Genomic DNA, 26,321 nt, shown 5'->3' with positions numbered 1-26,321 from the left:
ATGAAAAACATGTTCGCTTCCTACGCCACATCGTTCAACTCCCTCCCGCGCCGCGCGCTGCTGGCCGTGGCCGCCGCCACGCTGGTCTCCGGCTGCATGACCATCGGTCCCGACTTCGCCGAGCCGAAGGTCCAGGAAACCGCTGCCTACCGCCACCTGGACAACACCGCTGCCGACAGCGCACGCCTGCCGTCGACCTGGTGGACCGCTTTCAACGACGCGACGCTGTACACGCTCGAGGAACGCGCACTGAGCGACAGCCCGGGCGCGAAAGCCGCCGCGCAGCGCCTGCTGCAGGCGCAGGCCCAGCTGGGCGTGGTGCGCGCCGGCCAGGCGCCGAGCGTGTCGGTGAGTGCCGGCGTGTCCAACTCGCGCACCTCGTCCGAGACCTCGCAGGGCCTGGCGCTGGGCCACCGCTCGATCGAGGGCAACAACTTCTCGGTGGGCGCTTCGCTGTCCTATGAACTCGATCTGTGGGGCCGCGTGCGCCGTGTGGTGGAAGCGGCCGATGCCGGCGCGCTGGCCGCGCAGAACGACCGCGACGGCGTGCTCCTGATGCTGACCGGCCAGGTGGCGCAGAGCTACTGGCAGCTGCGCGGGCTCGACGCCGAACGCGCCATCCTGGCCAATGCGCTGGCGGCGCGGCGCGAGGCGCAGGAACTGATCGAGGCCCGCTTCGATGCCGGCCTGTCGAACGAACTCGATGTGTCGCGCACCCGCATCGAACGCGCCAACGCCGAAGCGGACCTGCATGAGGTCGAGCGCCAGCGCAACCTGGTCGAGCACGCGCTGGCCATCCTGGTCGGCACCTCGCCGAGCGCGCCGCTGCTTGCGCCCGCGGCCGCCGGCGCTGCCGCTGCCGCCAACGATCCCGGTCGGCCTGCCGGCCAGCCTGCTGTCGCAGCGTCCGGACCTGGCCGCGAGCGTGGCCAACCTGCGTTCGGCAAACGCCCAGGTGGGCGTGGCGGAAGGCGCCTTCTACCCGGCGCTGACCCTGACCAGCAACTTCGGCTATGCCTCGGAAGCGCTGCGCGACATCAGCAACAGCGGCGCGCGCCAGTTCTCGATCGGGCCGCTGGCCTTGACCTTGCCGGTCTTCGACGGCGGCCGCAACCGCGCCAACCTGGCCTTGTACCGCGCGCGCTACGAGGAAGCGGTGGCGAACCACGAGAGCCGTCTGCTGACGGCCCTGCGCGAAGTGGAAGACGCGCTGTCGGACGCGCAGCAGCGCCAGAAGCAGGGCGACGTGCAGGCGCAGGCACAGCAGGCGGCCAGCCGCGCGCTGCTGGTGGCCCAGGCACGCTACGAGCGCGGCATCTCGACCTATCTCGACGTCACCGACGCCCAGCGCAGCGCACTGGCGGCGGACCGCGCCGCGGCCCAGATCCGTACCCAGCGTTTGCTGGCCTCGGTGGCGGTGGCGCGCGCGCTTGGCGGCGGCTGGGAACAGAAGCCGGCGGAAGCGACGGTGCTGTCGAAATAACCTGGGGTGGGCACGGAGTGCCCACCCTGCGCCCGCCGGCCGCATCCGCGCCTGGTCTTCTCCCCACCGTATTACAATCCCCTGATTGCACCTACAACAACCGGGGGACCCATGAAACACCTTCTCGCACCCATCGTGCTGGCCCTCGCCGCCGGCACCGTCTGCGCCGCCGAGGCACCCGCCGTCAAGCCGCATGCCGCCAGCGCCGCCGAACTGAACGCGATGGCCAAGCGCTTCGCCCCGATCGAACTGCGCGCCGATATCGCCGCCCTGTCGAAAGGCGACCGCGCAGCGATTGCCAAGCTGGTGGAGGCGGCAAAGATCATCGACACCCTGCAGCTGCGCCAGCGCTGGGCCGGCAACGAAGCGCTGTGGGCCGCGCTGCAGAAGGACACCACGCCGCTGGGCCGCGCCCGGCGCGACGCCTTCTGGCTGAACAAGGGACCCTGGTCCATCATCGACGGCAACGCCTCCTTCATGCCGGCCGAGTATGCCGGCATCGCCATTCCCGCGCACAAACCCGACGGGGCGAATTTCTATCCGGCCGCTGCCAGCAAGGAAGCACTGGAAGCGTGGATGAACACCCTGCCGCCGAAGGAGAAGGAAGCGGCCCAGTGGTACTTCACCGTGATCCGTAACGGCGCGGACGGAAAGTTCCGCACGGTGCCGTACTCCGAGGAATACAAGCCCGAACTGGAACAGCTGGCAAAGCTGCTGCGCGAAGCCGCCGCCAGCACCGACAACGCCTCGCTGAAGAAATTCCTGAGCCTGCGCGCCGACGCCTTCCTGTCGAACGACTATCTCGCTTCGGACTTCGCCTGGATGGACCTCGATTCGCCGGTCGACATCACCATCGGCCCGTATGAAACCTATAACGACGAGCTGTTCGGCTACAAGGCTGCCTTCGAGGCCTATGTCAGCGTGCGCGACGCGAAGGAGACGCGGAAGCTCGACTTCTTCGGCAAGCACATGCAGGAGCTGGAAGACAACCTGCCCGTCGACCCGAAATACCGCAATCCGAAGGTAGGGGCGCTGGCGCCGATGGTGGTGGTCAACCAGGTGTATGGCGCGGGCGACGGCAACATGAGCGTGCAGACGGCCGCCTACAACCTGCCGAACGACGAACGCATCATCCGCGAGCGCGGCTCGAAACGGGTCATGCTCAAGAACGTGCAGGAAGCGAAGTTCGAGTCGACCCTGAAACCGATCACGAAGCTGGTGCTCCGCCCACAAGACCAGAAGGACCTCGATTTCGATTCCTTCTTCACCCACATCCTGGCCCACGAAATCACCCACGGCCTGGGTCCGCACCACACGAAGGGGGGCGAGCAGGAATCGACCCCGCGCCAGGACCTGAAGGAAACCTATTCCACCATCGAGGAAGCCAAGGCCGACGTCACCGGCCTGTGGGCGCTGGGCTACATGATGGACAAGGGCCAGTTGAAGGACACGCTGGGGCAGGGCGCGGCAGCGGAGCGCAAGCTGTACAACACTTTCCTCGCTTCGTGCTTTCGCACGCTGCACTTCGGCCTGACCGATTCGCACGCGCGCGGCATGGCGATCCAGGTCAACTACCTGCTCGACAAGGGCGCTTTCGTTGCCCACGGCGACGGCAGGTTCTCGGTCGACTTCAAGAAGATCAAGGCGGCCGTGGCCGACCTCGACCGCGAGTTCCTGACCATCGAGGCAACCGGAGACTACGCGCGCGCCAGGGCGATGATGGCGAAGTACGTCGTCATCCGCCCGAGCGTGCAGAAGGCGCTCGACCGGATGAAGGCGGTGCCGAACGATATCCGTCCCGGCTTCGTCACCGCGGCTTCCCTTACTGACGCTTCCCAGCGCTAGTATTTTTTCGATAAATCCGATGATTTACAACAGATGAGTAAAAAATAGCGTTGTAATTTGACGAATTCCATGGCTGTTCTGTTATAGTCGCCACATTTCCACACGGCAATAACTGGGTGTGGCGCATCCGGCGCGTGTCCGGCTGACCTATAGCGAGCTTCCATGTTTTCTTCGAAAATGACGATCGGCGCCCGACTGGCGCTGGGTTTTGGCGCCGTGCTGGCGCTGATGATGGTGTTGACGGCGCTGGCGGTGAGCCGCGTCGGCCACATCGATGCCACCCTCAACCGCATCAATGACGTGAACAACGTCAAGCAACGTCACGCCATCAATTTCCGCGGCAGTGTGCACGATCGTGCGATTGCCCTGCGCGATGTCGTGCTGGCCACGGACAATGCCGGCGCCCAGCCGTCGATCGACAGGATCGGCGCGCTCGCGGCGAACTACGAGCGCGCGGGCACGGCGCTCGACGCCCTGTTTGCCGGCCGCGACGACATCCTCGCCGACGAGAAAAGCGCGCTGGCCGCCATCAAGGAAGACGAGCGCAAGACCCAGCCCCTGATTGCGAAGGTGGTCGAACTGCGCCTGGCCGGCGACGTCGACGGCGCGCGCACGCTGCTCGGCGCCCAGGCCGGACCTGCCTTCGTTTCCTGGCTGGCCAGCGTGAACCGCCTGATCGACCTCGAAGAGCAGCTGAACAAGGACTCGGCCGCCGAAGCACGCGCGCTGACGGGCAGCTTCCTGACCTGGATGGGCGTGCTGTGCACGATCGCGGTGGCCGCCGGTGCCCTCGGCGCCTGGTTCATCAGCCGCGGCCTGCTGCGCCAGCTGGGCGGCCAGCCGGACTACGCCGCCCGCATCGTCGGCAGCATTGCCGCCGGCAACCTGGGCGTCCAGATCGATACGCTGCCGGGCGATACCGCGAGCCTGCTGTTTGCCATGCGCGGCATGCGCGACAGCCTGGTGGCGATCGTGTCGCAGGTGCGTAATGGCACGCTCAATATCGCGAATGCCTCGACCGGCATCGCTGCAGGCAACCAGGACTTGTCGGGGCGCACGGAAAGCCAGGCCCACACTCTGCGGGACACGGCCACCGCGATGCTCGAGCTGACCGGCACGGTGCGCCAGAACGCCGACAACGCACGCCAGGCGAATACGCTCGCAGAGTCGGCCTCCGCCGTGGCCGTGCGCGGCGGCGAGGTGGTGGCGCAAGTCGTGGAGACGATGGCGTCGATCAATGCCTCGTCGAAGCAGGTAGTCGACATCATCGGCGTCATCGATGGCATCGCTTTCCAGACCAATATCGGCGCTGAATGCGGCCGTCGAGGCTGCACGCGCTGGCGAGCAGGGACGTGGCTTTGCCGTCGTCGCCACCGAAGTGCGCAACCTGGCCCAGCGCTCGGCGGCGGCCGCCAAGGAAATCAAGGCCCTGATCGGCAGTTCGGTCGAGCGTGTCGACGCCGGCGCGAAGCTGGTCGACGCCGCCGGCAGCACGATGGAAGAAATCGTCGACAGCGTGAAGCGGGTTACCGACATCATGGCCGAGATCAGCGCCGCCAGCGTCGAGCAGAGCGCGGGCATCGAACAGGTCAATGCCGCGATCGGGCGCATGGACGAGGCTACGCGCCAGAATGCCGACCTGGTGGAACTGGCCGGCGGTGCGGCAGCATCGCTGCAGGACGAGGCGGCCACCCTGGCCCAGGTCGTCAGTGTCTTCAAAATGACACAGGTCGAGAGTCAAAACGGGGCAAAGCCACCCGTGAAGCGGGCTCTGGCATTGTCGGTTTGAACAGGCGCAAAAATATTTCTACATGGGAAGATATTCTCGGTTCTAGAATTGCCTTGAGGCATTTCAAAAACCTGGAACTCTCCCATGTTCAAACTTCTCCTTGCTGGCGTCCTGGCCAGCGCTGCCACCGCCCAGGCGGCCGAACTGACCGCACTCGAGCAGCGCTGGCTGCAGGCGGCGGCTCCCGTCCTCTCCTACTCGCGATCGCTGGCGCTGCCGATCGACATCGTGGTGCAGCCGCAGGCGCGCGAGAACGACGTGCCGCTGGCGATGGGCTATGCCGGCGGACGTTGCAAGCTGGTGCTGTCGCTGCGCGGTAACCCGCAGGCGGAAACGATCCCGGAAAGCGTCCCGGCCGAGCGCCGCGGTGAGCTGATCGAGGCAATGGCGGCGCACGAGATCGCCCATTGCTGGCGTCATGCCCGGGGCGCCTGGCGTGCGCTGCCAGCCGGCTTTGTCGAAACCGGGGAAGAGAGCGCGGACGATCCGGAGCTGCTGGCGGCCTCGAAAGCGATGCGCGAGTCGCGCCGCGAGGAAGCCTATGCCGACCTGGCCGCGCTGGCCTGGACCCGCCACCGCAATCCCGAGGCCTATGGGCGCGTGCACGGCTGGTTCGAAACCGTGCGGCGCGTGCGGCCGGTGGCCCGTGGCGGCCACGACACCCGGGTCTGGGTCGAGCTGGCACGCGATGGCGAGCGCTTCGGCGCCGCCGCCCAGCCTTTCGAGGATGCCGCGCCGCTGTGGCGCGAAGGCTTGCTGAAGGACTGAGCGCAGCGTCGGGCAGGGCTGTTCGCCCGCCTGGCTCTTCCATCAGCTTCGCCGCCGCGCCAGCCCCATGCCGACCGCGACGGCCAGCGCGGCCGCACCCAGCGCCAGGGCCGTCTTGCGTTCGCCGGGCCGGCGCTGGCCGCCACCGATGCCGCTGGCGCCGGGCGGCGGCGCATACAGAGAGCCCGTCGTATCGGGTACCCGGTCCGCCCGTTGGCTCCACTTCTCCATGAAACCATTCATCAGCGTCGCCAGCAGCGGGTTGGCCGCTTCGCCCAACTTCAGCACGGGGAGGGCACGCCCAGCACGGTGGTGGCGCGCGGCCGCCGTGCCAGCGCGACGACTGCATCGGCCACCGTCTCCGGCGCCAGCATGCCCGGCGGATAACCCAGCTTCGCACCCGTGTAATTCCCCGCGTGGTAGATCGCCGGCGTGTCGACAAAGGTCGGATACACGTCGCAGACGTGGATGCGCGGCTTGCCGTGCAGTTCGCCGCGCAGGGCAGCGCTGAATCCCCGCAGGCCGAATTTGCTGGCCGCGTAGGCTGCCGCATAGGGCGTGGTGACGTAGCCGCCGACCGAAATCATGTTGACCCAGATGCCGTGGTCCTGCTCGAGGAAGATCGGCAGCACGGCGTGGGCGTCGTTCATGTGGCCGACCAGGTTGGCCTCGACCACGCGCCGGTGGTCGGCGATCGGCACGTCGTGGTACTTGCCGACCACGCCGATGCCGACATCGCTGAACCAGAGGTCGATGCCGCCCAGCGCGCGGCGTGCCGCCGCGGCGAAGTCCACGACCGCGTCGGCGTCGGTGACGTCGACGATGCCCGTGTGGGCGTTGCCGCCGGCCGCGCGGCAGCGGGCGGCGACATCTTCCAGTCCCTCTTTGCCGCGCGCGCCCAGCACCAGTTGCGCGCCCTGCCTGGCGAACGCGACCGCGGTGGCGGCGCCGATGCCGCTCGAGGCGCCCGTGATGACGACGCGGAGTTTCCTTGGCTGCATGGTATGGGCCTTTCTGTGAACGTTAACACGGCCGCTCGCGCGGACCTTCCGGCAGAGCCTGGCGTGGATGGAACGACTATGGTGCCTGCTTCTGGAAGTGGCAGGCGCGTCCTTCGGATCCGCTTTGCGCGGGGGACGTGGACGGCCGCTCGCGCCGCAGGCATGGATGCCGGTTCGTCTCACCATGTGGTTTTTCATGCAAGTGTTCGTTGTCGCACAGATGATGGGCGGGGCGGGGCGTTTAATGGTGTTATCACAACATTCAACTAGAGGGACACCACCATGAAAACGTTGCTCGCAACCCTGCTGGCTACCGCGGCCGGCGCCAGCTTTGCTGCCGCTCCCACTGCCGCCCTCAACCACGATCCTGCGACCTACCGCAACGTAACCCAGAAGGCGGCGACCGAATACAAGGCGGCTACGGCCAAGTGCGATGCCAAGAGCGGCAACGACAAGGACGTCTGCATGGCCGAGGCCAAGGCGATGCGCGCCCGCACCGAATCCCAGGCAATTGCGAAGTACAACAACTCGGAAGCGGGCCGTGCCAGCGCACGCAGCAAGGTCGCCGAAGCCGAATATGAAGTGGCCAAGACCAAGTGCGACGCCAAGAACGGCGCCGAGAAGGACAGCTGCATCGACAACGCCAAGTCGGTGCGCACCGCCGCGCTGGCCGACGCCAAGGCCACGACCAAAGCCCAGGCCAGCGCCGGTAGCACCGCTGTGGGCGCCAGCGGCAGCGCCGGCCTGATCGCCAGCACCGACACCGGGGATCCGGTCAAGGCCGCGGCAGTGGCGAAATGCGAGAAGGTCGCCGGCGCCGCCGAAACCGGCTGCCTGGTCGACAGCAAGGGCAACGCCACCGCGCTGGTGAACAAGGCCGACAACGCGAACCGAGCGCGCCGCCGACAAGACCAAGGACGCCGCATCGACCGCCGCCGACAAGACCAAGGACGCCGCATCGACCGCCGTCGACAAGACCAAGACGGTAGCGGCGACCGTTGCCGAGAAAACCAAGGACGTCGCTTCCACCGCGGTCGACAAGACCAAGCAGGTCGCTTCGACCGTGGCGCAGAAGACCGAGAACGCGCTCGAAGGCGCGGGCGAGCGTACCCGTGCCGCTGGCGCGACGATCGCCGACAAGACCGGCAGCGCCGTCGAGAACGTCGGCGACAAGACCCGCCAGGCCGCCTCGAATGCCAAGGAAAACACGAAGGAAGCCGTCGATGCCACCGGCGACAAGACGCGCCAGGCCGCGGCCACCGCTGCCGACAAGACCGACAAGGCGACGGACACCGCTGCCGACAAGACCCGCGACGCCGGCCGCAGCACGGCCGTGGCGGCGTCGGACACGGCCATCACCACCAAGGTAAAAGCCAGCATCTTCAAGGAGCCGGAGCTGAAATCGCTGGCGATCCACGTCGAGACCGAAAAAGGCGTGGTCATGCTGAGCGGCTTCGTCGAATCGAAGGCCGAAGCCGACAAGGCCGTCAAGGCGGCCAAGGCGGTCGAAGGCGTGACCAGCGTGAAGAGCGCGATCAAGGTCAAGTAAGCCGGCGCCGGCATGCGTGCCGGCCGCACTTTCCGACGCGCGCGGCCTCCCGGCCTGCGCGTTATCGTCTTGCGCGCCGACGCCGGTCTTCCAGGCTATCCGTAATGCATACTCACCAGCCCGGCCGGCAGGCGAGTATAATTTTCGGGTGAATAAACTCGAAGCCTTTGGATACATCGTGGCCCAGGCGGCCCGCGGTGAAATTTCCTTCCCTACCAGCGTGAACGCCGTGCTGCGTCTGCAGCGCGCGCTCGACGATCCCGATTGCCCGCTCGACGAGACGATCCGCCTCGTGCTGGCCGAACCGCAGCTTGCCGCCCGTACCGTGGCCCTGGCCAATTCCGCGGCCTTTGGCGGCAGCGGCGGCCCGCCGGTCACCAACGTGCGCGCGGCCGTCACCCGCATCGGCTACCGCCGCCTGCAGGCGCTCGTTGCCAGCCTGGTGGTGCGCCAGTTCGGCGCGCGCATCAATGACCCCGGCCTGCGTGCCAAGGCCGAGCAGCTCTGGCAGCACACCACGCACGTGGCGGCGCTGGCCGCATCGATGGCACGCCACGTCACCGGCGTGAATGTCGATACCGCCCTGTTTGCCGGCATCATCCACGAGATGGGTGGCTTCTACCTGCTCTCGCGCGCCGACGAATTCCCTGGCTTGCTGGACGACGATCCGGAAAAGTGGGGAGAGTTGTGCGAGGACGTGGTCGGCCTCGAGGTGCTCAAGAAATTGGCGGTACCCGAGCCCGTGGCCGAAGCGGTTGGCGAACTGCGCCGCAGCTGGGTCAGCATGCCGCCGTCGACCCTGCTCGACACGCTGCTGCTGGCGAACCATTTCGCCCCGATCCCGTCGCCGCTGGGCACGGCACCGGCACCGCTGCCCGAGCACGGCGAGAGCGCGCTCGACTTCGTGCTCGACGAAGAGATGCTCGACACCATCCGCGCTGAAGCGCTGGAAACCTGCGCCGCCCTCGGCGGACCGTCGCTGGTCTGAAGCGCCCGCAGCGTCGTCAGCGTCCCCTGGCGCGCCAGCGCCGGCGGGCGCCGCAGCATCAGCATGGCCAGCGACAGCACCATCCCCGTCACCGCCAGGCCCGCCGCCACCCATTGCGGCGAGGCGTAGGAATACCCCAGCGTCAGCGGAATGCCGCCAAGGAAGGCACCGGTGGCGTTGCCGATATTAAAACCGGACTGGCCGAGCGAGGAGCCCAGCATCTCGGCTTCGCGCGAGTGGTCGATCAGCAGCATCTGGATCGGCGGGCCGAGCGCCAGTGCGTTGGCGCCGGTGGCGAAAGCCAGTACCAGCATGGTCGGCTGCGACGCGGCCAGCAAGCCGTTCAGCAGGAGCAGGGCGGTCATGCTGGCCAGCAGGATGACAATCGCGCGGATCGGCGCAAAGCGGTCCGCCAGGCGTCCGCCCACGTTCACGCCCACCGTCATGCCAACCCCGACCACCGTCATGATCAGCGGAATCTGCCCTGGCGCGAAACGCGACACGTCCGTCAGCAACGGCGCGATATAGCTGAACCAGGCGAAGAAGCCGCCGGTGCCGATCGAGGTAATCGCCAGCGCCAGCCAGAGGGCGCGGCTGCGGAAAATCTTCAGGTCCTTGCGGAAGCCGCCGCTCGGGTTGGCACCAAAAAAGGGCACCAGCTGCTTCAGGCTGAAGGCGGTGACGAGGCCGATCGCGGCCACGATCAGGAAGACCAGTCGCCAGCTCATGTTGTGGCCCAGCCAGGTACCCAGCGGCACCCCCACCACGTTGGCCAGCGTCAGGCCCGTGAACATGGTCGCCATCGCGGCGGCCACCTTGCCTTCGTCCGCCAGGCGGCTGGCCACGACCGCGCCGACGCCGAAGAAGGCGCCGTGCGGCAGGCCGGCGAGGAAGCGCGATACCAGCATCAGGCCGAAATTCGGGGCCAGCGCCGACAGCGCGTTGAACAGGGCGAACATCAGCATGAACCAGATCAGCACATTACGCGGCGGGCGCTTGGCCATCAGGCTGACCAGGGTCGGCGCGCCCACCACCACGCCGATCGCGTAGGCGGTGATCAGGTAGCCGGCCTGCGGGATGCTGACCGCCAGGCCGCTCGCGATATCGGGCAGGAGACCCATCATGACGAATTCGGTCATGCCGATGCCGAAGCCGCCGAGGGCCAGTGGGAGCAGGCTTTTCTTGATCAAAACAGGTGTCTTTACAATCGTGATGATGGCGGACTGCGCCGGAGGAACCGACCACTATAGCCCGCCTGGCGGGCTTGGTCAGCTTTCGAGTCGTGATGTCGGGTATTCGTGTGGCTGATGGCGCTCAGGGCGCATCATCGCGCAGCCAGGCGATGCGCCCGTGACCGGCTTCGTTCAGGCGCGCCACGCAAGCGGCGGCGGCTCCCTCCGGCAGGCTGAACGCGAAGACGACGTCGTCGCCGTGTGCCACCTCCAGCAGGCTCGCGCCGGATGCGTCGATCTCCCGCCGGACCATGCCTTCCATGGCGTAGGGCGCGCTACAGCGCAGGGTGGCGTGGCGCACGATGGCGATTTTCTCTGCGCCCAGCAGTGCCCGGGCCACGCTGTCGGTGTAAGCTCGTACCAGGCCACCGGCGCCCAGCTTGACCCCGCCGAAGTAACGCACGACGGTGGCGAGCACGCCTTCCAGGTCCTGGTGGCGCAGCACGTCCAGCATCGGGCGCCCGGCGGTGCCGCTCGGTTCGCCGTCGTCGACGGCTGCCGATTGTCCGCCCGCCAGCAGCGCCCAGCAGACATGCGCGGCGCCCGGATGCTGGGCGCGCAGGCCGGCCACGACCTGCTGCGCCGCGCTCCGGTCGCTTATGGCCTGCACGCAGGCGATGAAGCGGCTCTTCTTGATGACGAGCTCGTGATGCACGGGAGAGGAGAGGGTGTGGGGCATGGATGCGCCGGCGCTGGAAACAAAAACGCCAACCCGGAGGTTGGCGTTTTCTCTGAATCTTTGGTAGGCCGTGCGGGATTCGAACCTGCGACCAACGGATTAAAAGTCCGCTGCTCTACCAGCTGAGCTAACGACCCGAAGAAGGCAAGATTATAGCCGGACTCTTGCGAAAGTCCAAGGACTTCGTAAACAAGCTGTTTAATAAGCGATTCCGTAACGGATGGAATCAGGTCTCGACATGCCGGTCTTCCGCCTGCGCCTCACGCATGGCTTCCGGTTCGAGCTTTTCGGCCTCGACGTTCATGCGCACGAAGACGCCCCAGCTCGCCAGCAGAATGGCTGCCGCCACCCCGATCGACGCCACATGCGGCAGCAGTTCCGGCTTCGTATGCAGGAACTGGAAGACGCCGACCAGGCACTCGACGCCGAGCGAGACCACGACCACGATCATGAAGCGCGACAGGAAGCGCCGCAGCCGTGTCGGCGAACTGACGTGCACGGCGCGCTGCACCTCTTCCTCCAGCACCGTCTGGCCCAGCTCGAGCGCGGCCACCGCGATCGTCAGGAGGCCCACGCATTCGAGGACGAGCCGGAAGCGGTCCTGGATCGACTTGCCATCGCCCGGATGCAATGCCGACCAGATTTCCATCGCGGCCAGCACGATCAGCGAGAAGCCGCAGACAAAGAACAGCAGGGCCACCAGGACGTAGCCAATGGAGCCGATTTTTTGCAGGTATTTCACGGAAAGACCTTCAGAGCGTGTTTGTGGGAACTCTAGCATCGTTGTCAAAAATGCAGCGTTCAGCTGATGCTGTTGCGCTCCGTGGACAGGGGTTCCCGTATTGATTTTTCGCAAAATTTCCCAGTAGGACTGCTTGTATCGTGACAATTTTTCGTTGCGCGCAACGGTAATCCCGAGATTTTCAGACGGCTGATCAATCGCAGGCCACCACCCCGGAGCACTACCATCCATGAGCATCTCGCTGACGCAGCAAGTCGCGACCGCGCTGGCGGCGTTTTCCAGCAGCACCAGGTTGTATGAGTTGCATATGGGCGATGGCTTCGGTACGGAAGCATTGCTGGTCGAGGCGTTTGTCGCCACCGATGCCTTGCAAGTTACCGGCGCGCGCGACGTGATCGTGCTGTCGACCAGTGCGCATATCGACATCGCGGGCCTGCTGGGACACGCTGCCGCTTTGGCGATCAGCTTGGCCGACGGCACGCGCTACTATTTTCACGGTGACGTCGCCGAGGTCGCAATGCTGGGCAGCGACGGCGGCTTCGCCCGCTACCGCCTGCGTCTGCGCCCCTGGTTGTGGCGGCTCGGCCAAGTGCGCAACAGCCGCGTATGGCAAGACAGGTCCGTCATCGAAATCGTCGACGAGGTGCTCGGCGCCTACCTGCCGCTGGCGACATGGCGCTGGAGCGACGACGCTGTCGCTTTCATGCGCGATGCAGTGCCGCGCAGCTATTGCTGCCAATACCGCGAATCCGACCTCGACTTCATCCGCCGCTTATTGGCCGAGGAGGGGCTGGCCTGGCGCTTCGAGGATGCCGATGGCGAAGAGGGGTCCTGCGCTGTTTTCTTCGCTGACAGCAGCCATCCGCGCGCCATGCCGGAGGACGCGACCAGCGCGCAGGACGGGGGCATCCGCTTTCACCGCGTCGGCGCGGTCGAGCGCCAGGACGCGGTGCAGTCGCTGACGCTGGCGCGGCGCCTGCACGCTTCGCTCACGACGGTTCTGAGTGTCGACTACAAGGCCCGGCAAGTGATCGCCGCAAGTTCGCCCTCACGGGTGCAAACGGGCGGCAAGATCCCCTATCTGGAATCGTATGACACCGATGGCCAATATGCCTACGCCAACCGCGAACAGGCGCAGCGCCATGCCGACTTGCGGATGCAGGCGATCGAGGCGCGCGCCCAGGTCTGGCACGGCCGCTCGAGCGTGCGCACCCTGCGGGCCGGTACCCGGATCACGGTCACGGGCGTACCGGTGCGCCAGTGGGGCGAGGCGCCGGTATTGATGGTATCGCGCGTGACCAGTGTCGGCGTCAACAACCTGCCACCACAGGCGCAACAGGCGCTCTCTGAGCTGTTCGGGCCGATCCCGGAGCTGTTGGAAGAGATGGCAGGCGCTGTCTCCGACGAGCTGGCACTCGTGATCGCCCACGCGCGTGAAAGCGGCTACGCCAATTGTTTCGACGCGGTACCGGCGGAGATGCCCTGGCGTCCCGAGCGGGCAGGCGAGGGCAGTGCAGGCGCAAAACCGACGGCCCGTGGTGCGCAGAGCGCCATCGTGATCGGCGCCGACGGTAACGACAGCCCGAACGGCGCCGACGAGCTCTACTGCGACCGCCTCGACCGCGTGCGCATCCGCTTTCACTGGCAGGAGAACACCCGTGCCAGCTGCTGGGTACGCGTGGCGCAGCGATCGGCCGGCGGCGGGATGGGCGCACAATTCCTGCCGCGCATCGGCCAGGAAGTACTGGTGCAATTTCTTGAGAACGACATCGATCGTCCAATTGTCGTCGGTGCCTTGTACAACGGCCAGGGCGAAGGGGGAATCGCCCCGACGCCGGGCGGAAGGGTGCGCGGTGACAAGGGGGCGGATGTTTTCGCCTCCGCCAACGACCATGTCGCCTCAGGCCAGGGCAATCTCGCAGGCGGCAACAGCCCGGCCTGGCACGGCGCATCGGGCGACAACGCCGGCCACCGCAACGCCGCCGCCCAGTGGGGCCTGCGTAGCAAAGAGCTCGGCGGATCGGGCTACAACCAGCTGCTGTTCGACGACACCGATGGGCAAGGACGTGTCCAGCTCAAATGCACCCATGGGGCTACCGAGCTGAACCTGGGCCACCTGATCCATGCCGCCGACAACTACCGCGGCAGCTTCCGCGGCGTCGGCGTGGAGCTGCGTACGGATGCCTGCGGCGCAGTGCGCGCCGGCGCCGGCCTGCTGGTGTCGAGCTACCGCATCCAGCACGGCGCAGACGCGCGCGATGCCGCCGGCGAAGCTGCCGGCGCGGCGGAGATGCTGGCACAGGCGGCCAGGCTGGCCGACAGCTTCAGCGCGGCCGCGCGGACGCACCAGACGGTGGCGTTGGCGTCCCATTCTGGCGCCGCCAAAGCCAATGCCAGCCTGCTCGATGACAAGGCTGCGCCCTTGAAGGCGATGCTGACGGCCCTGTCGGGCCTGGTCGGTTCAAACAGTGTCGACGCTGCGTTCGGTGATGCCGCCGCCAAGAACACAGCCGGCGACGGCAAGCTGCCGCACTTCGCCGATCCACTGATCGCCATTGCCGCGAAAGACGGCTTCGGCGCGAATGCCGGGCAAAGTCTGCAACTGGCTAATGGCGAGACCGTGAGCTTGATGAGCGGCCAGGATACGCAGTTCGTCACAGGTGGGCAGATACGCGTTCACTCGGGCCAGGCGATTGGCGTGCTCGGCGGAGCGGTGAAAGCGGGCGAGGGCGGTGTCGGGCTGCAGGTGATCACGGCCAAGGACGCCGTCGATATCCAGGCGCAGGCGGATGAATTGAAAGTGCAGGCGCGTGATTCCGTCGATGTCATCAGTGCAAACGCGCATATCGATTGGGCGGCGGCTAAGCGGATCAGCTTATCGACCGCGGGCGGGGCGAATATCACGATCGAGGGCGGGAATATTACGGTGCAGTGTCCGGGGAAGATCAAGGTGCATGCGGGGAAGAAGAGTTTTAGCGGCCCTGTGTCGTCAAATTACCCGCTACCAAAAATGCCATCGAGTGAGCCAGTCTGTATTGAGTGCATGCTCAAGGCCTTACGTTCTGGTTCGCCCCTTGCAATGGTCTCTTCATGAAAAACTCTATTTATCATTCTGTCGATGAAGTCCCCGTCGTTCGCAGCGTTGACGAAATAATTAAAACTATAACTGGAATGCCGCAGTTGAACTGGGCGGCATTGATTGATACCGCATTCGACTACGGTCAGCACACAACGGGACTGAATTTCCGACCAGCCATCAATTGTTACGATTTTCCTGAATTAGAGGGTTTGAAAGCCGCTGCGCCATGCCTATACGCTCTTTCTTCCGGCGACGACCTTCGTGCAAAAATCACTGGCTTGATTAGACACTGTCAAGGCCGACCGATGCTTAGCTTCATTGGTGCAACGGAAAGCTTAGATGAAATCAACACAAGATGGCGTGCAATGCACATGGTATCCGTCATAGACGCCCACGAGATGCTGTTGCGTTTCGCAGACACAAGGGTTTTATCGTATTTGCCGCACGTGCTGACCCCATATCAATGGGCGACGTTTTGCGGTCCTGTGTCCGTTTGGATGTATTTCGACAGGTCAGGCCGTTCTGTAACGTGTGATATTCCTGAACTGCACTACGGTCAAGAAAAAGCATCGATCAAAAAAGAACAGCTCGAGGAGTTTCTCGATGCATCGCATCCTGATGCGCTGATGAATTTAATTGCAGAATCCATGTGCGATATCTTGCCGCCGCATAGTTTGGCTTCGGAGCGATATCGCATGATTAAAGGTGCTTGTGAATTGGCAAAAAGATGTAAGGTAAACGACGGCGCCGATGTTCTTGCGCTAGCTGTGGCGGCATACCTTACTGCGGGTAGAAGTAACTTTGACAAAAAGCTTGAGTTGCTTCTTCAGGAACGTGCGTGGCCTACCAAGTCTTTAGGGGATGCGATTGTTGATGCGGGGATTGTCTGAGATGAAGAAACTAACAAAAACGTGCCTGCGCATCATCCGGTCGATAATTTTGCGTGTCTGTGATGATGGGCGTGCGCCGATTCAATAACTGAAGTTATTTTGCGATGCTATAACCAAATGAAAGTATTGGCGAGCCCAGTTGTTACTATCAGCGGGGCGACGGGTTCGAAGGTCGAAAATTGTCAATGCGGGTATTATTGAGATGAAAATATCTAAAATATTCCTCTACTATATTATGACGACAGCTATATGTGTTGCTATGACATCAGCCTGCTCAGAAGCAACGTCGCCGACTAGCTTGCGCGGCTACAATCACATGAAAGATTTGTCAATCCATATTTTTTCTGTAAATGGAGTAAGCGGGCCTAATATTCGACCCGAATCCGGTGGCGGGGAAACCTGTTGCGTTACCTTACCAAAGGCATGGAGGCCCGGTTTGAAAGCGAATGTGTCGTGGGAATATGATCAAAAGGAAAATGCGTCACATCCATTACCCGCAAATAAAACGATGGAGATCGAGATCCCACATTACCGGTCTGCCGGTTCTCTGCAGGTACACTTTTACAATGGTCATAAAGTAAGGATGATCGTTTCTCCTTGCTCTCCGGAACATCCGTTCTATCCATTGAGCGCTGCTGAGCTGGCTCCATGGCAGCCATTTACAACTAAAGAAGACATGCGTGAAACTGCTCGGCATGGTGGAGGAACTGTTGACTGCTAATATCGATTTTGCTCACAGTCCGAGCGTAAACGAAACACGATCAACGTTGCGTCCCTTGTCTGCGCGTGAAAATATGAGGCGTGCAAAGGCACTTGCGACCCTTAGTTCAAAAACGTCCCCTACAGCCTGCAGCGGCCAAATTTTTGTTGGGATATTTTTTGACGGTACAGGGAATAATCGTGAGGTGGATTATGTTTCAGTCAAAGGTGAACCAGGAAAACATAAACACAGCAACGTTGTGCGACTGTTTCACACTTACCCAGACGGACAGCAGCGTGGAACGACGCGATATTACCGATTTTATGTGCCAGGCGTCGGTACTGCGTTCCCGGAAATTGGCGATAACGGAGGTACGCTTGGGACTGGTATGTCATGGAATGGTGAACCTCGCTTAATTTGGGGAATTACTCGCATATTCAATGCCGTAAGTGACTTCGTTTCCGACAGCGAAATCATTCCGGCTGACCAAGCCGGACGGATCGCGAACGGCACCGGTGGCGTAGGATCTACCGCAGTTCATCGAAATCACGTATTTGGCACATTTTGGGCCAAGCGCCTCGAAGCTATGGTTTCGTCTCGCAATAGGAACAAACCGTATCCTGAGCAAATCAACGTGTCAGTTTTTGGCTTTTCGCGAGGCGCTGCAGAGGCTCGTGCATTTGTGAATTGGTTACATGAAATATGTAAGAGCGATGGTGGGGGTTATACACTAGCCGGTATACCCTTGCGCCTGGATTTTTTGGGCATCTTCGACACTGTTGCATCGGTGGGTATAGCTGGTGCTTTTGCTACAGGTGTGCTTGGATCAGAAGGTCGGCAATCTTGGGCCAGCGACAACATGCAAATTCATCCCAATGTGGAAAGTTGCTTGCATATTGTTGCTGCTCACGAGGTAAGGGCTACGTTTCCATTGGATTCAGTTCGAGTTGAGGGAAAATATCCTCCTAATGTAAAGGAATACGTTTATCCAGGCGCGCACTCCGACGTTGGTGGCGGTTACTCAAGTAATGCGCAAGGTAAGACAGATGCACTAGCACGCATTGCCGGATTCGAAATGTATTGTGCAGCATTGGCTGCCGGCGTGCCGTTCCTCTCATTTACTGAACTCGACCCTAAGACGCGGAACGAGCTTGCTCCATCAGAAAATGCTCTCGCGGCATTTAAGAGTTATATGCAGAGTGCGGGGATCCAGGAGGGACCCGTGGAGGCAATGATGCGCGCACACATGGGAGCTTATTTTACATACCGGTATCAAGGCAGACGAGATCCTTACAGTCACCCACAAGCGGGGGAGTACCGCACCCGGGAGTTCTTTAGAAAGACGTCAGCAGAGCGTGTCCATTTACAGGATACACAAGAACATTTCGTTGCTGTTCTCGCTGCTGTTGTTGAGACGATGGAGCATAGCAAGCAAAGCGGCTCCAGTGTTGATAGTTATCTGGCTCAGCCTTATCAAGACCAAATCATGAAGTACACTTCGTTCCCCAGTCAGCGATTTGCATGGCTTATGGCTAAGCGCATCTTAGCTATCCAGGATTCATTTACGAAGCCAGATTGCGACAGAGTTATTGATAATATAACTAAGAAATTGGATGACTGGCGCAAGTGGTTGTCAAGCAATAACTACCCATTTTTGCATGATGCTGAAACACCAGAGCGCGATGTGCTAAACGTAGTGAAGACTATTAAAGATGTCCCACAGAATGGCAGCATCGTCAAGTTCTTTGACTATTGGGTCCATGATTCTATGGCCGGTTTGGCTTTCGATAACGTTAATGAATTCCTCATCAACGGAATTGGGCTCGTAAAATTCCGCCGAGTTTATTGGGGTAATAGAGGGGACGCTATGCTAAAGGAAAAAATTGCAGCCGATAATTTCGCTCTGACAGCCAGCAGTAATCAGAAGCGCCAGCGGCGCGAGCAGTAGTATCTTGTGGCTCAAAAGTTTGATGCACTGCAGACGTGTTAGTCGCTCTCATGTCTTGGCAGCTCTGTGAAAGCCTCTTCCGGCGAGCAAATTTGCGGGACTATAGTTCAACAAAGAAGGGGCGTCACTATCGCTCGTAACGCCTTCATTGCTGCTGCCAAATTCGTGGTAGGCCGTGCGGGATTCGATCCTGCGACAAATGGAGTAAGCGGGGATCGCGCCTACGCCGGAGGGAAATGTTAGCGGGGACGAGGGCAGGCACGACTTTGCGTCCGTCAACTACCATGCCGCTTCAAGCCTGGGCAATCTCGCAGGCGGCAACAGCCCGGTCAGGCATGGCGCATCGGGCGACAGCGTCGGCCACCGCAACGGAGCCGCCCAGTGGGGCCTGCGCAGCAAAGAGTTCGGCGGATCGGGCTACAACCAGCTGCTGTTCGACGACACGGATGGGCAAGGACGTGTCCAGCTCAAAAGCACCCATGGGGCTACCGAGCTGAACCTGGGCCACCTGATCCATGCCGCCGACAACTACCGCGGCAGCTTCCGCGGCGTCGGCGCGGAGTTACGTACGGATGCCTGCGGCGCAGTGCGCGCCGGCGCCTGCCTGCTGGTGTCGAGCTACCGCATCCAGCACAGTGCAGACGCGCGATGCCGCGGGCGAAGCTGCCGGCGCAGCCGCGATGCTGGCGCAGGCCGCCAGGCTGGCCGACAGCCTCAGCACGGCCGCGAGGACGCACCAGACCGTCACTTTGGCCGCCCATGCTGGCGCCGCCAAAGCCAATGCCAGCCTGCTCGATGACAAGGCTGCGCCTTTGAAGGCGATGCTGACGGGCCTGTCGGGCATGGTCGGTTCAAACAGTGTCGACGCTGCGTTCGGTGATGCCGCCGCCAAGAACACAGCCGGCGACGGCAAGCTGCCGCACTTCACCGATCCACTGATCGCCATTGCCGCGAAAGACGGCTTCGGCGCGAATGCCGGGCAAAGTCTGCAACTGGCTAATGGCGAGACCGTGAGCTTGATGAGCGGCCAGGATACGCAGTTCGTCACAGGTGGGCAGATACGCGTTCACTCGGGCCAGGCGATTGGCGTGCTCGGCGGAGCGGTGAAAGCGGGCGAGGGCGGTGTCGGGCTGCAGGTCATCACGGCCAAGGACGCGGTCGATATCCAGGCGCAGGCCGATGAACTCAGAGTGCAGGCGCGTGATTCCGTCGATGTCATCAGCGCGAATGCGCACGTCGATTGGGCGGCGGCTAAGCGGATCAGTTTGTCGACTGCGGGTGGGGCGAATATCACGATCGAAGGAGGGAATATTACGGTGCAGTGTCCTGGGAAGATCAAGGTGCATGCGGGGAAGAAGAGTTTTGTCGGACCTGCGAAGTTGGACTATCCGCTTCCGGCGCTACCGACGAGTATTTGTGTCGAGTGCCTGTTGAAGGCACGCAAAGCCGGCTCACCTTTTGTCCTGAGGTCTCAATGAGCACTTCTATCGATTTTCGCGCGCTTGCTCAAGAGATCGCAGCGGCCCATCCGGACGCGAACCTGTACTTCCTGCTTGATCACGCCGCTTTGCCTGGTTTGCACCGCCAGCTCACAAGAAGTTCCGCTCAGTGGGCGAGTCTGTTCGATTGCAGCCGGGAAGCCAACGCGCTTCAAGTCGCTCCTATTCTCGTATTGGCCGGTAGCGAAGGCGAGTTACAGGTGCCGCGCTCGCTGTTCAGCTGGATACGGGAGCACGGTACCTACTCGTCCGCTGTCGTGATATTAACCTCGCCCTTGGGTATGACAACGCTGCGCGACAGGTTGGCAGCGCGCCTCGATATACGCCTTTCGGAAAACATGGAGGCGATGCTGCGCTTTTTCGATCCGCGCGTATTGGAAAGCCTACTAACAATTCTCCCCGCCGCGCAGGCCAGGACATTTTTCAGCCCGGCAGATTGCTGGCGCTATGTCGACCGTACTGGAAAGCTGGCGAGTGTCGTCACCGTCTTCGATGCAATAGATGACTTCAGCGCTCCCCTCGTATTGGGCGAAGAGCAAGAATTCAAGCTGTTTGAAGCATGCGAGATCGACCAAGTACTGGATCTGCTGCGCCGAAACATGCCCAAGCTGCTCGCGACGTTGCCTTTGGCTGATCAATCTACTTTTGTCTGCAACGTTATTGAAACGGCGCGACAACATGGGATCAGTTCGGTTTTCAAACTCTCAGTTTTCGCAACCATAAGCCTTTCACAGGGCGAAAAATTTATGAAGAGCTTGGAAGGCGTTCGTCTTATAGATGAGCTAAAGAAAGACGAATCTGACTTGCTCGACAGGCTGGAAGAATTCGACCTCGATGAGACATGGAGTGAAGCATGAGTGCTGCAAGAAATGCAAGCCTTACCTCCGTTTAGGTCTACGGACTTTCCTTCTACTGCTTATGCTCCCGATCTTTACGGTGAGCCATGCGTGTGCAGAAAAGTCGGCCTATGGCTATAAAGAGGCAGAAGTCGAAGTAAAGCGCGCCGACAGTAGCGTCCCGAGCTATATCGAAACACGTTTTTATCCAGACAGTTCGATACATGTGGTAACAACGGACAACTTTTCCGACCCACATTTTGCGCTTGATCGGAAGCGCATTGATCAGTCTTTCTTCCCACGGTCCGAAAACGATGAAAAGCCAGAACAATGACCGGGTGGGGATTACCAAGGCCTCTGCGTTGCAAGCGACCGAGTCGGGTCTGCGAGCGGGGACTAACCAGGCAAGACACATCGCTGCAGAGACGCCAAGCTCATCAGGAGGAGCTTCGGCAGTTGGAAATCTTGCAAGTTTCTGGAAGGCTGCAAACCAGCAAAAAGGCCTGCGAACTTCATGCAAGCAGTCCTTTGGCTATCATCCCCCCCTCGACTGCATATTACAAAGTCGATATTGGCTTAAAAATCCAGCAATACAACTCGGACGCTTAATTTGCATGCCAGAACACTGAATGGCGAGCTATTCTATTCTATATCGAGTCGCCAATGAAAATGCGTAAGAAATTATTCCAAGAGCGTCCAAGTAGGGGCGCATTCATCGCCGCCATGGTGATTTCTTCTTGTGTTTCGGCATCAACTATGCAGAGGCACCACATCAATGAGGGGAGATATATTTCGCTAGGACTCATAGGCTACAACTATACAAACAGGGAAATTGAGAGCTACACAGTCGACGGCGCGGGTGGAGGGTATATTCGATTGAGCTCGCCGTCCAGTGGGGGAAGTGGTACCGCATGTTGTGTTCGTATACTGCGGAACGCGACAGTGCCCATGCAGGTACATATTCGATGGCAGGCTGGCGGATGCGTTTATCTTATAAAAGACGATTATACTGACGCTACCGATGAGGTTGTGCATTACTTTTATAAAGAAAGACTTGTGCCGCTAGAAGACTTGGCGTCAGGCGGGCCGGAGTATTTGGAGACGCATTTTTACCCGAGTGGTGAAGTAAAAGCAATGCTGACATCAGCTATTTCGAGGCCGAAATTGCAATTGCTTAAAAGCCGACTCGACGACTCCCGTTTCCCAAGGTGCAAAAATGACGTCAAGCCAGAATAGCGGTGTCGTGGGCGACGCGAAAACGCCAGCCTTAAAAGCAACTGGGAGTGCACTGCGAAACGCTGTGGATCAAAGCCGTGAAATCGCAGTAGAGCCGAGTGGGAACACCTCGACGGGCGTTAAGGCCGGGAATGTTGCCGCGGCAGTAAAAACCGCTGGAGCACAACGTGGCGATGCGGCAAGTTGTAAGCAGGTTATCTGGTTTTCGTTCTTCTTTGATGGCACTGGGAATAACCGAGACGCGGACCTAGAGTTACTGAAACATAGCAACATTGCTCGTTTGTATCGGGCTCACAAAGAGACGAATATAGATGAGGGGATAAGCTCGGTTTACATTCCGGGGGTAGGTACCTATTTCCGAGAGATTGGTGATGACGGTGGTAGTACTTCTGGCAATGCGTTTGGTGCGATGGGCGAAGCAAGGCTGGAATTTGCTGCTCGTGAATTTGAAGGATTCCTTCGTCGTCCACTTGCTTTAGCGAAGGCACCCGGAAATGCGATAAAAGAGATAAACATCGCTGTCTTTGGTTTTAGCCGTGGTGCTGCACTTGCGCGTGCATTCCTCAACTTGCTTATGAAACGCTATTGCCGTTTAGAGAGTGAGAAATGGAGGCTGCGCCAGGGTAATTGGCCTGTGCGATTCAGATTTGCTGGTTTATTCGATACCGTTGCGTCAGTAGGACTTCCAATGAGCACCAATAATACCGGAATATACGATTCGGTTAGATCGGATGTGCCCGGCATGATCGCAGAACGTCTGGATGATTACGAAAATACACGTCCGGAAACATTGGCGTTTTCAAGGGCTGGCGAAGCTGGAGCAGACCCCGCCCCGGGAAAGTATGCAGGTCATACTGAGTGGGGCGCTCGATTACACATCCACGAAACGGTAGAGGAAGTAAGGCATCTAGTTGCTGCGCACGAATATAGAAATTCCTTTCCTCTTGATAGTATTCGTTTTTCTTCATCAACTGGAATTCCTGAAGTGGCTCATTTTCACGAGATCATCTATCCAGGAGTGCACTCAGATGTGGGCGGCGGCTATACCCCAGGTGAGGGTGCTCGAGCAAGCCGGCCATCGCAGAATTTGTGCCTAATCGCGTTACAGCACATGTACAACTTTGCCCTAAAAAGCGGTGTTCCAATGTCTCTAGAAAAGAGCGAAAGAACCAGATCGGATTTCAATCTTGATGCTAAAGTTGGCGATGCTTATAATCACTACGTTAAAGCCATTGGGTCTTTCTCCACACTGGGAGAAGGTATAAATCGACACATGGCGATGTATTACGCATGGCGTTTTTATGCCATCCGGAAACGGCTCGAAGGCGATGTGGGTATGATGAGCCGGATAAGATCAGCTGATGAAAAGTTTCAAAATATTAAGGAGGTAAAGTCAAAAGAGGTAAACATCCTCTCAAAAAAAAGTACAGATGCACAAATCGCGTTGAGTAACTTGATGGAGCTTCGTGAAATTCAAGCTTCGATTTCTCGTGGCGGTGACGAAGGTGATTCGGCGCAAAATAGAACTGATCTGCAATTGCAAAATGCTAGGCAAGAGTATAATTTTAAGCGGGATCAATATTTACGCTCCAAGGCTCGCTTAGATGCGCTGCCGAACATGGAAAGATCCAATGAATTAATGGCGTTTTATGATCAGCAGCTTTTGATAGATGTCCGCCGCATTCGTGACAAGTTGAGCGGAAAGAAAACAAGTGAAAAACCGCGTAATCGGGATGCTCTACGGCCCCACTATAAATTTTTGCTAGATGCGTTCGAAAACGAGTTCGATAAAGGGCGAGGTCTGCGAGATGAAAAAATACTTTGGCTATTTGACAACTGTATTCACGATTCGCTTTCTGGATTTGGCAAGGATGCAACGTTACCATCTGACCCCAGGGTAGTCTACATCGGCGGGGACGTGAAACTTAAGTACGCACGTCTGGATACAAACAAGTCGAGTGAACAGTCGAATGCGGACTGGTCAGAAGCATTGGCATAGGCCAAAAACAAAAAAGGCGTCACGATCACTCGTAACGCCTTCATTGTTGCTGCTAAATTCGTGGTAGGCCGTGCGGGATTCGAACCTGCGACCAACGGATTAAAAGTCCGCTGCTCTACCAGCTGAGCTAACGACCCGAAAGAGGCAGCATTATAGCCGGCCATTCAGGTTTGCGCTAGTGCCAACACGCGAACACGTAGGGCGGGTCTCAACCGGCAGACAAGGCCGCCGTTACCTTCAATACTTCCTCCGCCGTCGTCACCCCCTCGATGATCTTCATCGCCCCGGCGATGCGCAGCGGCGTCATGCCGTCGGCGACGCTTTGCTGGCGCAGGGCGGCCAGGTCGGCGGAGTTGCCGATCAGGTGGGTGAACTGCTCCGTTACCGTCAGCAGCTCGTACAAGCCCGTGCGGCCGCGGTAGCCGGTCTGGCGGCATTCAGGGCAGCCGATCGGGCGATACACCGGCGCCGGTTTCGGCAACTTCCAGGCGCCGCCAAGACCCTCCCAGACATCGTCCGCCAGTTCGCCGTCCGGCGCCTTGCAGTCCGGGCACAGCGTGCGCACCAGGCGCTGGGCCATCACGCCGATCAGCGTCGCTTCCAGCAGGTAGTCCGGTACGCCCAGTTCCAGCAAGCGCATGATGGCGGCAGGCGCGTCATTCGTGTGCAGGGTCGACAGCACCAGGTGGCCCGTGAGGGCGGCCTGGATCGCCATTTCGGCCGTGGCCAGGTCGCGGATCTCGCCGACCATGATGATGTCCGGGTCCTGGCGCATCAGCGCGCGTACGCCGTCGGCAAACGACAGGTCGATACCCGGCTGCACCTGCATCTGGTTGAACGAGGCCTCGACCATCTCGATCGGGTCTTCCACCGTGCACACATTCACCTCGCTCGTCGCCAGCGCCTTGAGCGTCGTGTACAGCGTCGTCGTCTTGCCGGAGCCGGTCGGTCCGGTGACAAGGATGATGCCGTGCGGCTTGTTTGTCAGCGCGTCCCAGCGCTGGGCGTCGAGCGGCGGGAAGCCGAGTTCGGGCAGCGTCTTGACCACGACTTCGGGGTCGAAGATACGCATCACCATTTTTTCGCCGAAGGCGGTCGGCATGGTCGACAGGCGCAGTTCGACTTCCTGGCCGTTCTGCATGCGCGTCTTGATGCGGCCATCCTGCGGGCGGCGCTTTTCGATGACGTCCATCCGTCCCAGCAGCTTGATGCGCGCCGTCATCGCCAGCATCACGGCGGCAGGTACCTGGTAGACCTGGTGCAGCACGCCGTCGATGCGGAAGCGAATGGCCGCGACTTCGCGCTTCGGTTCCAGGTGGATGTCCGAGGCCCGTTGCTCGAAGGCGTAGCCCCACAGCCAGTCGACGATGTTGACGATGTGCTGGTCGTTGGCGTCGAACTGCTTGTTCGCCTTGCCCAGTTCGACCAGCTGCTCGAAGTTGTTGCGCAGGGCGACGTCCTGGGCATTGCTCTTGTTGGCGTCGCGGATCGACTTGGCCAGGCTGAAGAACTGCGAAATGTACTGCGCGATGTCGAGCGGGTTGGCCAGCACCAGTTCCACGCGGCGCCGCGCCACCTTGGCGATCTCGCTTTCCCACTCGAGCGCGAACGGGTCGGCCGTGGCCACCGTCAGCGTGCCCGGGCCGATATCGACCGGCAGGATATTGAAGCGCGCCGCATAACTGGCCGACATCACGTCCGCCACCTTGGTGAAGTCGATCTTCAGGGGGTCGATGCGAATGAAGGGCAGGCCGACCTTGGCCGCGCACCATTCGCACAGGACGTCCAGGGTCAGCAGGCGATGCGGCGGCTGGTTCGATATCAGCTTGCACTGTGCGATGGCGGTCAGCGGATGCATCGAGCCGACGGCGTTTTTGAGCAGGCCCTGGGCCTGGGCAAACTGCGCCTTGACCTTGTCCTTCTCGACGATGCCGTCCGCCAGCAGCCAGGAGAAAATGGTCTGCAAGTCAAGACGGCGCGGCCGGGTCGCGGTGCGCGCGGGGAGGGCGGCTGGCTGTGGGGCGTTGGCGTTCAAGGGTCCCTCCTGGTAGGCGCCGG

19 protein-coding genes, 2 tRNA genes and 4 pseudogenes are annotated in these 26,321 nt (G+C 61.0%); 16 read left to right on the top strand and 9 right to left on the bottom strand.

What is annotated here, in order from left to right:
• From G4G28_RS28595 to G4G28_RS19815, 5 genes and pseudogenes are all read left to right on the top strand, one after another.
• Positions 1 to 747, top strand: a pseudogene (locus tag G4G28_RS28595) (TolC family protein); the annotation flags it as partial.
• 82 nt (positions 748 to 829) lie between these two features.
• Positions 830 to 1,483 (top strand): TolC family protein, encoded by a 654-nt coding sequence (locus G4G28_RS28590; protein WP_308601105.1) that lies wholly within the window; start codon positions 830 to 832, stop codon positions 1,481 to 1,483.
• A 111-nt stretch (positions 1,484 to 1,594) separates the two neighbouring features.
• A complete protein-coding gene (locus G4G28_RS19825; protein ID WP_182989599.1) occupies positions 1,595 to 3,328 on the top strand; it encodes a hypothetical protein in 1,734 nt (577 codons plus the stop codon).
• A gap of 162 nt (positions 3,329 to 3,490) precedes the next feature.
• Positions 3,491 to 5,117, top strand: a pseudogene (locus G4G28_RS27785) (methyl-accepting chemotaxis protein).
• Between the two features lie 84 nt (positions 5,118 to 5,201).
• Positions 5,202 to 5,885, top strand: coding sequence for a hypothetical protein (locus G4G28_RS19815; protein ID WP_182989597.1), 684 nt, complete (start codon positions 5,202 to 5,204; stop codon positions 5,883 to 5,885).
• 42 nt (positions 5,886 to 5,927) lie between these two features.
• Here the strand turns inward: G4G28_RS19815 and G4G28_RS24845 are convergent, their stop codons facing one another.
• The 3 genes from G4G28_RS24845 to G4G28_RS19805 all read right to left on the bottom strand — a co-directional run bounded on the left by G4G28_RS24845 (position 5,928) and on the right by G4G28_RS19805 (position 7,761).
• Positions 5,928 to 6,173 (bottom strand): hypothetical protein, encoded by a 246-nt coding sequence (locus G4G28_RS24845; protein WP_202033686.1) that lies wholly within the window; start codon positions 6,171 to 6,173, stop codon positions 5,928 to 5,930.
• Positions 6,167 to 6,886, bottom strand: coding sequence for an SDR family oxidoreductase (locus G4G28_RS19810; protein ID WP_202033684.1), 720 nt, complete (start codon positions 6,884 to 6,886; stop codon positions 6,167 to 6,169). The genes G4G28_RS24845 and G4G28_RS19810 overlap by 7 nt, the downstream gene beginning before the upstream one ends.
• 374 nt (positions 6,887 to 7,260) lie before the next feature.
• Positions 7,261 to 7,761: a hypothetical protein gene (locus tag G4G28_RS19805; protein ID WP_210283266.1), complete on the bottom strand. Its 501-nt coding sequence runs from the start codon at positions 7,759 to 7,761 to the stop codon at positions 7,261 to 7,263.
• Between the two features lie 188 nt (positions 7,762 to 7,949).
• On the opposite strand from G4G28_RS19805, the gene G4G28_RS26790 reads away from it, so the two are divergent.
• Positions 7,950 to 8,435 (top strand): BON domain-containing protein, encoded by a 486-nt coding sequence (locus tag G4G28_RS26790; RefSeq protein ID WP_229507731.1) that lies wholly within the window; start codon positions 7,950 to 7,952, stop codon positions 8,433 to 8,435.
• Between the two features lie 148 nt (positions 8,436 to 8,583).
• Positions 8,584 to 9,423, top strand: coding sequence for an HDOD domain-containing protein (locus tag G4G28_RS19795; protein ID WP_183107741.1), 840 nt, complete (start codon positions 8,584 to 8,586; stop codon positions 9,421 to 9,423).
• Between the two features lie 89 nt (positions 9,424 to 9,512).
• Here the strand turns inward: G4G28_RS19795 and G4G28_RS19790 are convergent.
• The 4 genes and pseudogenes from G4G28_RS19790 to G4G28_RS19775 form a co-directional block, all read right to left on the bottom strand.
• Positions 9,513 to 10,544 (bottom strand): annotated as a pseudogene (locus G4G28_RS19790) (MFS transporter); the annotation flags it as partial.
• Positions 10,545 to 10,737: 193 nt separating this feature from the next.
• A complete protein-coding gene (locus G4G28_RS19785; RefSeq protein ID WP_182989595.1) occupies positions 10,738 to 11,334 on the bottom strand; it encodes a YigZ family protein in 597 nt (198 codons plus the stop codon).
• 61 nt (positions 11,335 to 11,395) lie between these two features.
• Positions 11,396 to 11,471 (bottom strand) — tRNA-Lys (locus tag G4G28_RS19780).
• 89 nt (positions 11,472 to 11,560) lie between these two features.
• Positions 11,561 to 12,364, bottom strand: coding sequence for a hypothetical protein (locus tag G4G28_RS19775; protein ID WP_229425211.1), 804 nt, complete (start codon positions 12,362 to 12,364; stop codon positions 11,561 to 11,563).
• Here G4G28_RS19775 and G4G28_RS19770 point away from each other — a divergent pair.
• The 9 genes and pseudogenes from G4G28_RS19770 (at position 12,306) to G4G28_RS19730 (ending at position 24,263) form a co-directional block, all read left to right on the top strand.
• Complete coding sequence (locus G4G28_RS19770) at positions 12,306 to 15,170, top strand: type VI secretion system Vgr family protein (protein WP_183107740.1); 2,865 nt, start codon at positions 12,306 to 12,308, stop codon at positions 15,168 to 15,170. The two genes, G4G28_RS19775 and G4G28_RS19770, sit on opposite strands and share 59 nt — an antisense overlap.
• Positions 15,167 to 16,045 carry a DUF4123 domain-containing protein gene (locus G4G28_RS19765; RefSeq protein ID WP_182989594.1) on the top strand — a complete coding sequence of 293 codons (879 nt, stop codon included), beginning with the start codon at positions 15,167 to 15,169 and terminating at the stop codon, positions 16,043 to 16,045. Before G4G28_RS19770 ends, G4G28_RS19765 begins: the two co-directional genes overlap by 4 nt.
• Before the next feature lie 202 nt (positions 16,046 to 16,247).
• Entirely contained in the window at positions 16,248 to 16,766 is a 519-nt protein-coding gene (locus G4G28_RS19760; RefSeq protein WP_182989593.1) for a DUF3304 domain-containing protein, read from the top strand.
• Positions 16,726 to 18,693: a DUF2235 domain-containing protein gene (locus G4G28_RS19755; RefSeq protein ID WP_182989592.1), complete on the top strand. Its 1,968-nt coding sequence runs from the start codon at positions 16,726 to 16,728 to the stop codon at positions 18,691 to 18,693. The genes G4G28_RS19760 and G4G28_RS19755 overlap by 41 nt, the downstream gene beginning before the upstream one ends.
• Before the next feature lie 211 nt (positions 18,694 to 18,904).
• A pseudogene (locus G4G28_RS19750) lies at positions 18,905 to 20,171 on the top strand (DUF2345 domain-containing protein); the annotation flags it as partial.
• Positions 20,168 to 21,049 carry a DUF4123 domain-containing protein gene (locus G4G28_RS19745; RefSeq protein ID WP_182989591.1) on the top strand — a complete coding sequence of 294 codons (882 nt, stop codon included), beginning with the start codon at positions 20,168 to 20,170 and terminating at the stop codon, positions 21,047 to 21,049. The pseudogene G4G28_RS19750 and the gene G4G28_RS19745, both read left to right, overlap by 4 nt.
• Positions 21,050 to 21,110: 61 nt before the next feature.
• Complete coding sequence (locus G4G28_RS19740; protein WP_182989590.1) at positions 21,111 to 21,362, top strand: hypothetical protein; 252 nt, start codon at positions 21,111 to 21,113, stop codon at positions 21,360 to 21,362.
• 329 nt (positions 21,363 to 21,691) lie between these two features.
• A complete protein-coding gene (locus tag G4G28_RS29445) occupies positions 21,692 to 22,264 on the top strand; it encodes a DUF3304 domain-containing protein (RefSeq protein WP_182989589.1) in 573 nt (190 codons plus the stop codon).
• Entirely contained in the window at positions 22,245 to 24,263 is a 2,019-nt protein-coding gene (locus G4G28_RS19730) for a DUF2235 domain-containing protein (protein ID WP_182989588.1), read from the top strand. Before G4G28_RS29445 ends, G4G28_RS19730 begins: the two co-directional genes overlap by 20 nt.
• Before the next feature lie 61 nt (positions 24,264 to 24,324).
• Here G4G28_RS19730 and G4G28_RS19725 read toward each other — a convergent pair.
• Positions 24,325 to 24,400, bottom strand: a tRNA-Lys gene (locus G4G28_RS19725).
• 71 nt (positions 24,401 to 24,471) lie between these two features.
• On the bottom strand, positions 24,472 to 26,298 hold the full coding sequence (locus tag G4G28_RS19720) for a GspE/PulE family protein (RefSeq protein WP_182989587.1): 1,827 nt from the start codon (positions 26,296 to 26,298) through the stop codon (positions 24,472 to 24,474).
• Positions 26,299 to 26,321 lie beyond the last annotated feature (23 nt).

The sequence above is a fragment of the Massilia sp. Dwa41.01b genome (assembly GCF_014171775.1).
Lineage (GTDB): Bacteria > Pseudomonadota > Gammaproteobacteria > Burkholderiales > Burkholderiaceae_D > Telluria.
Note: the sequence above shows the minus strand (reverse complement) of the source record. Positions and strands in the feature narration are given on the sequence as shown.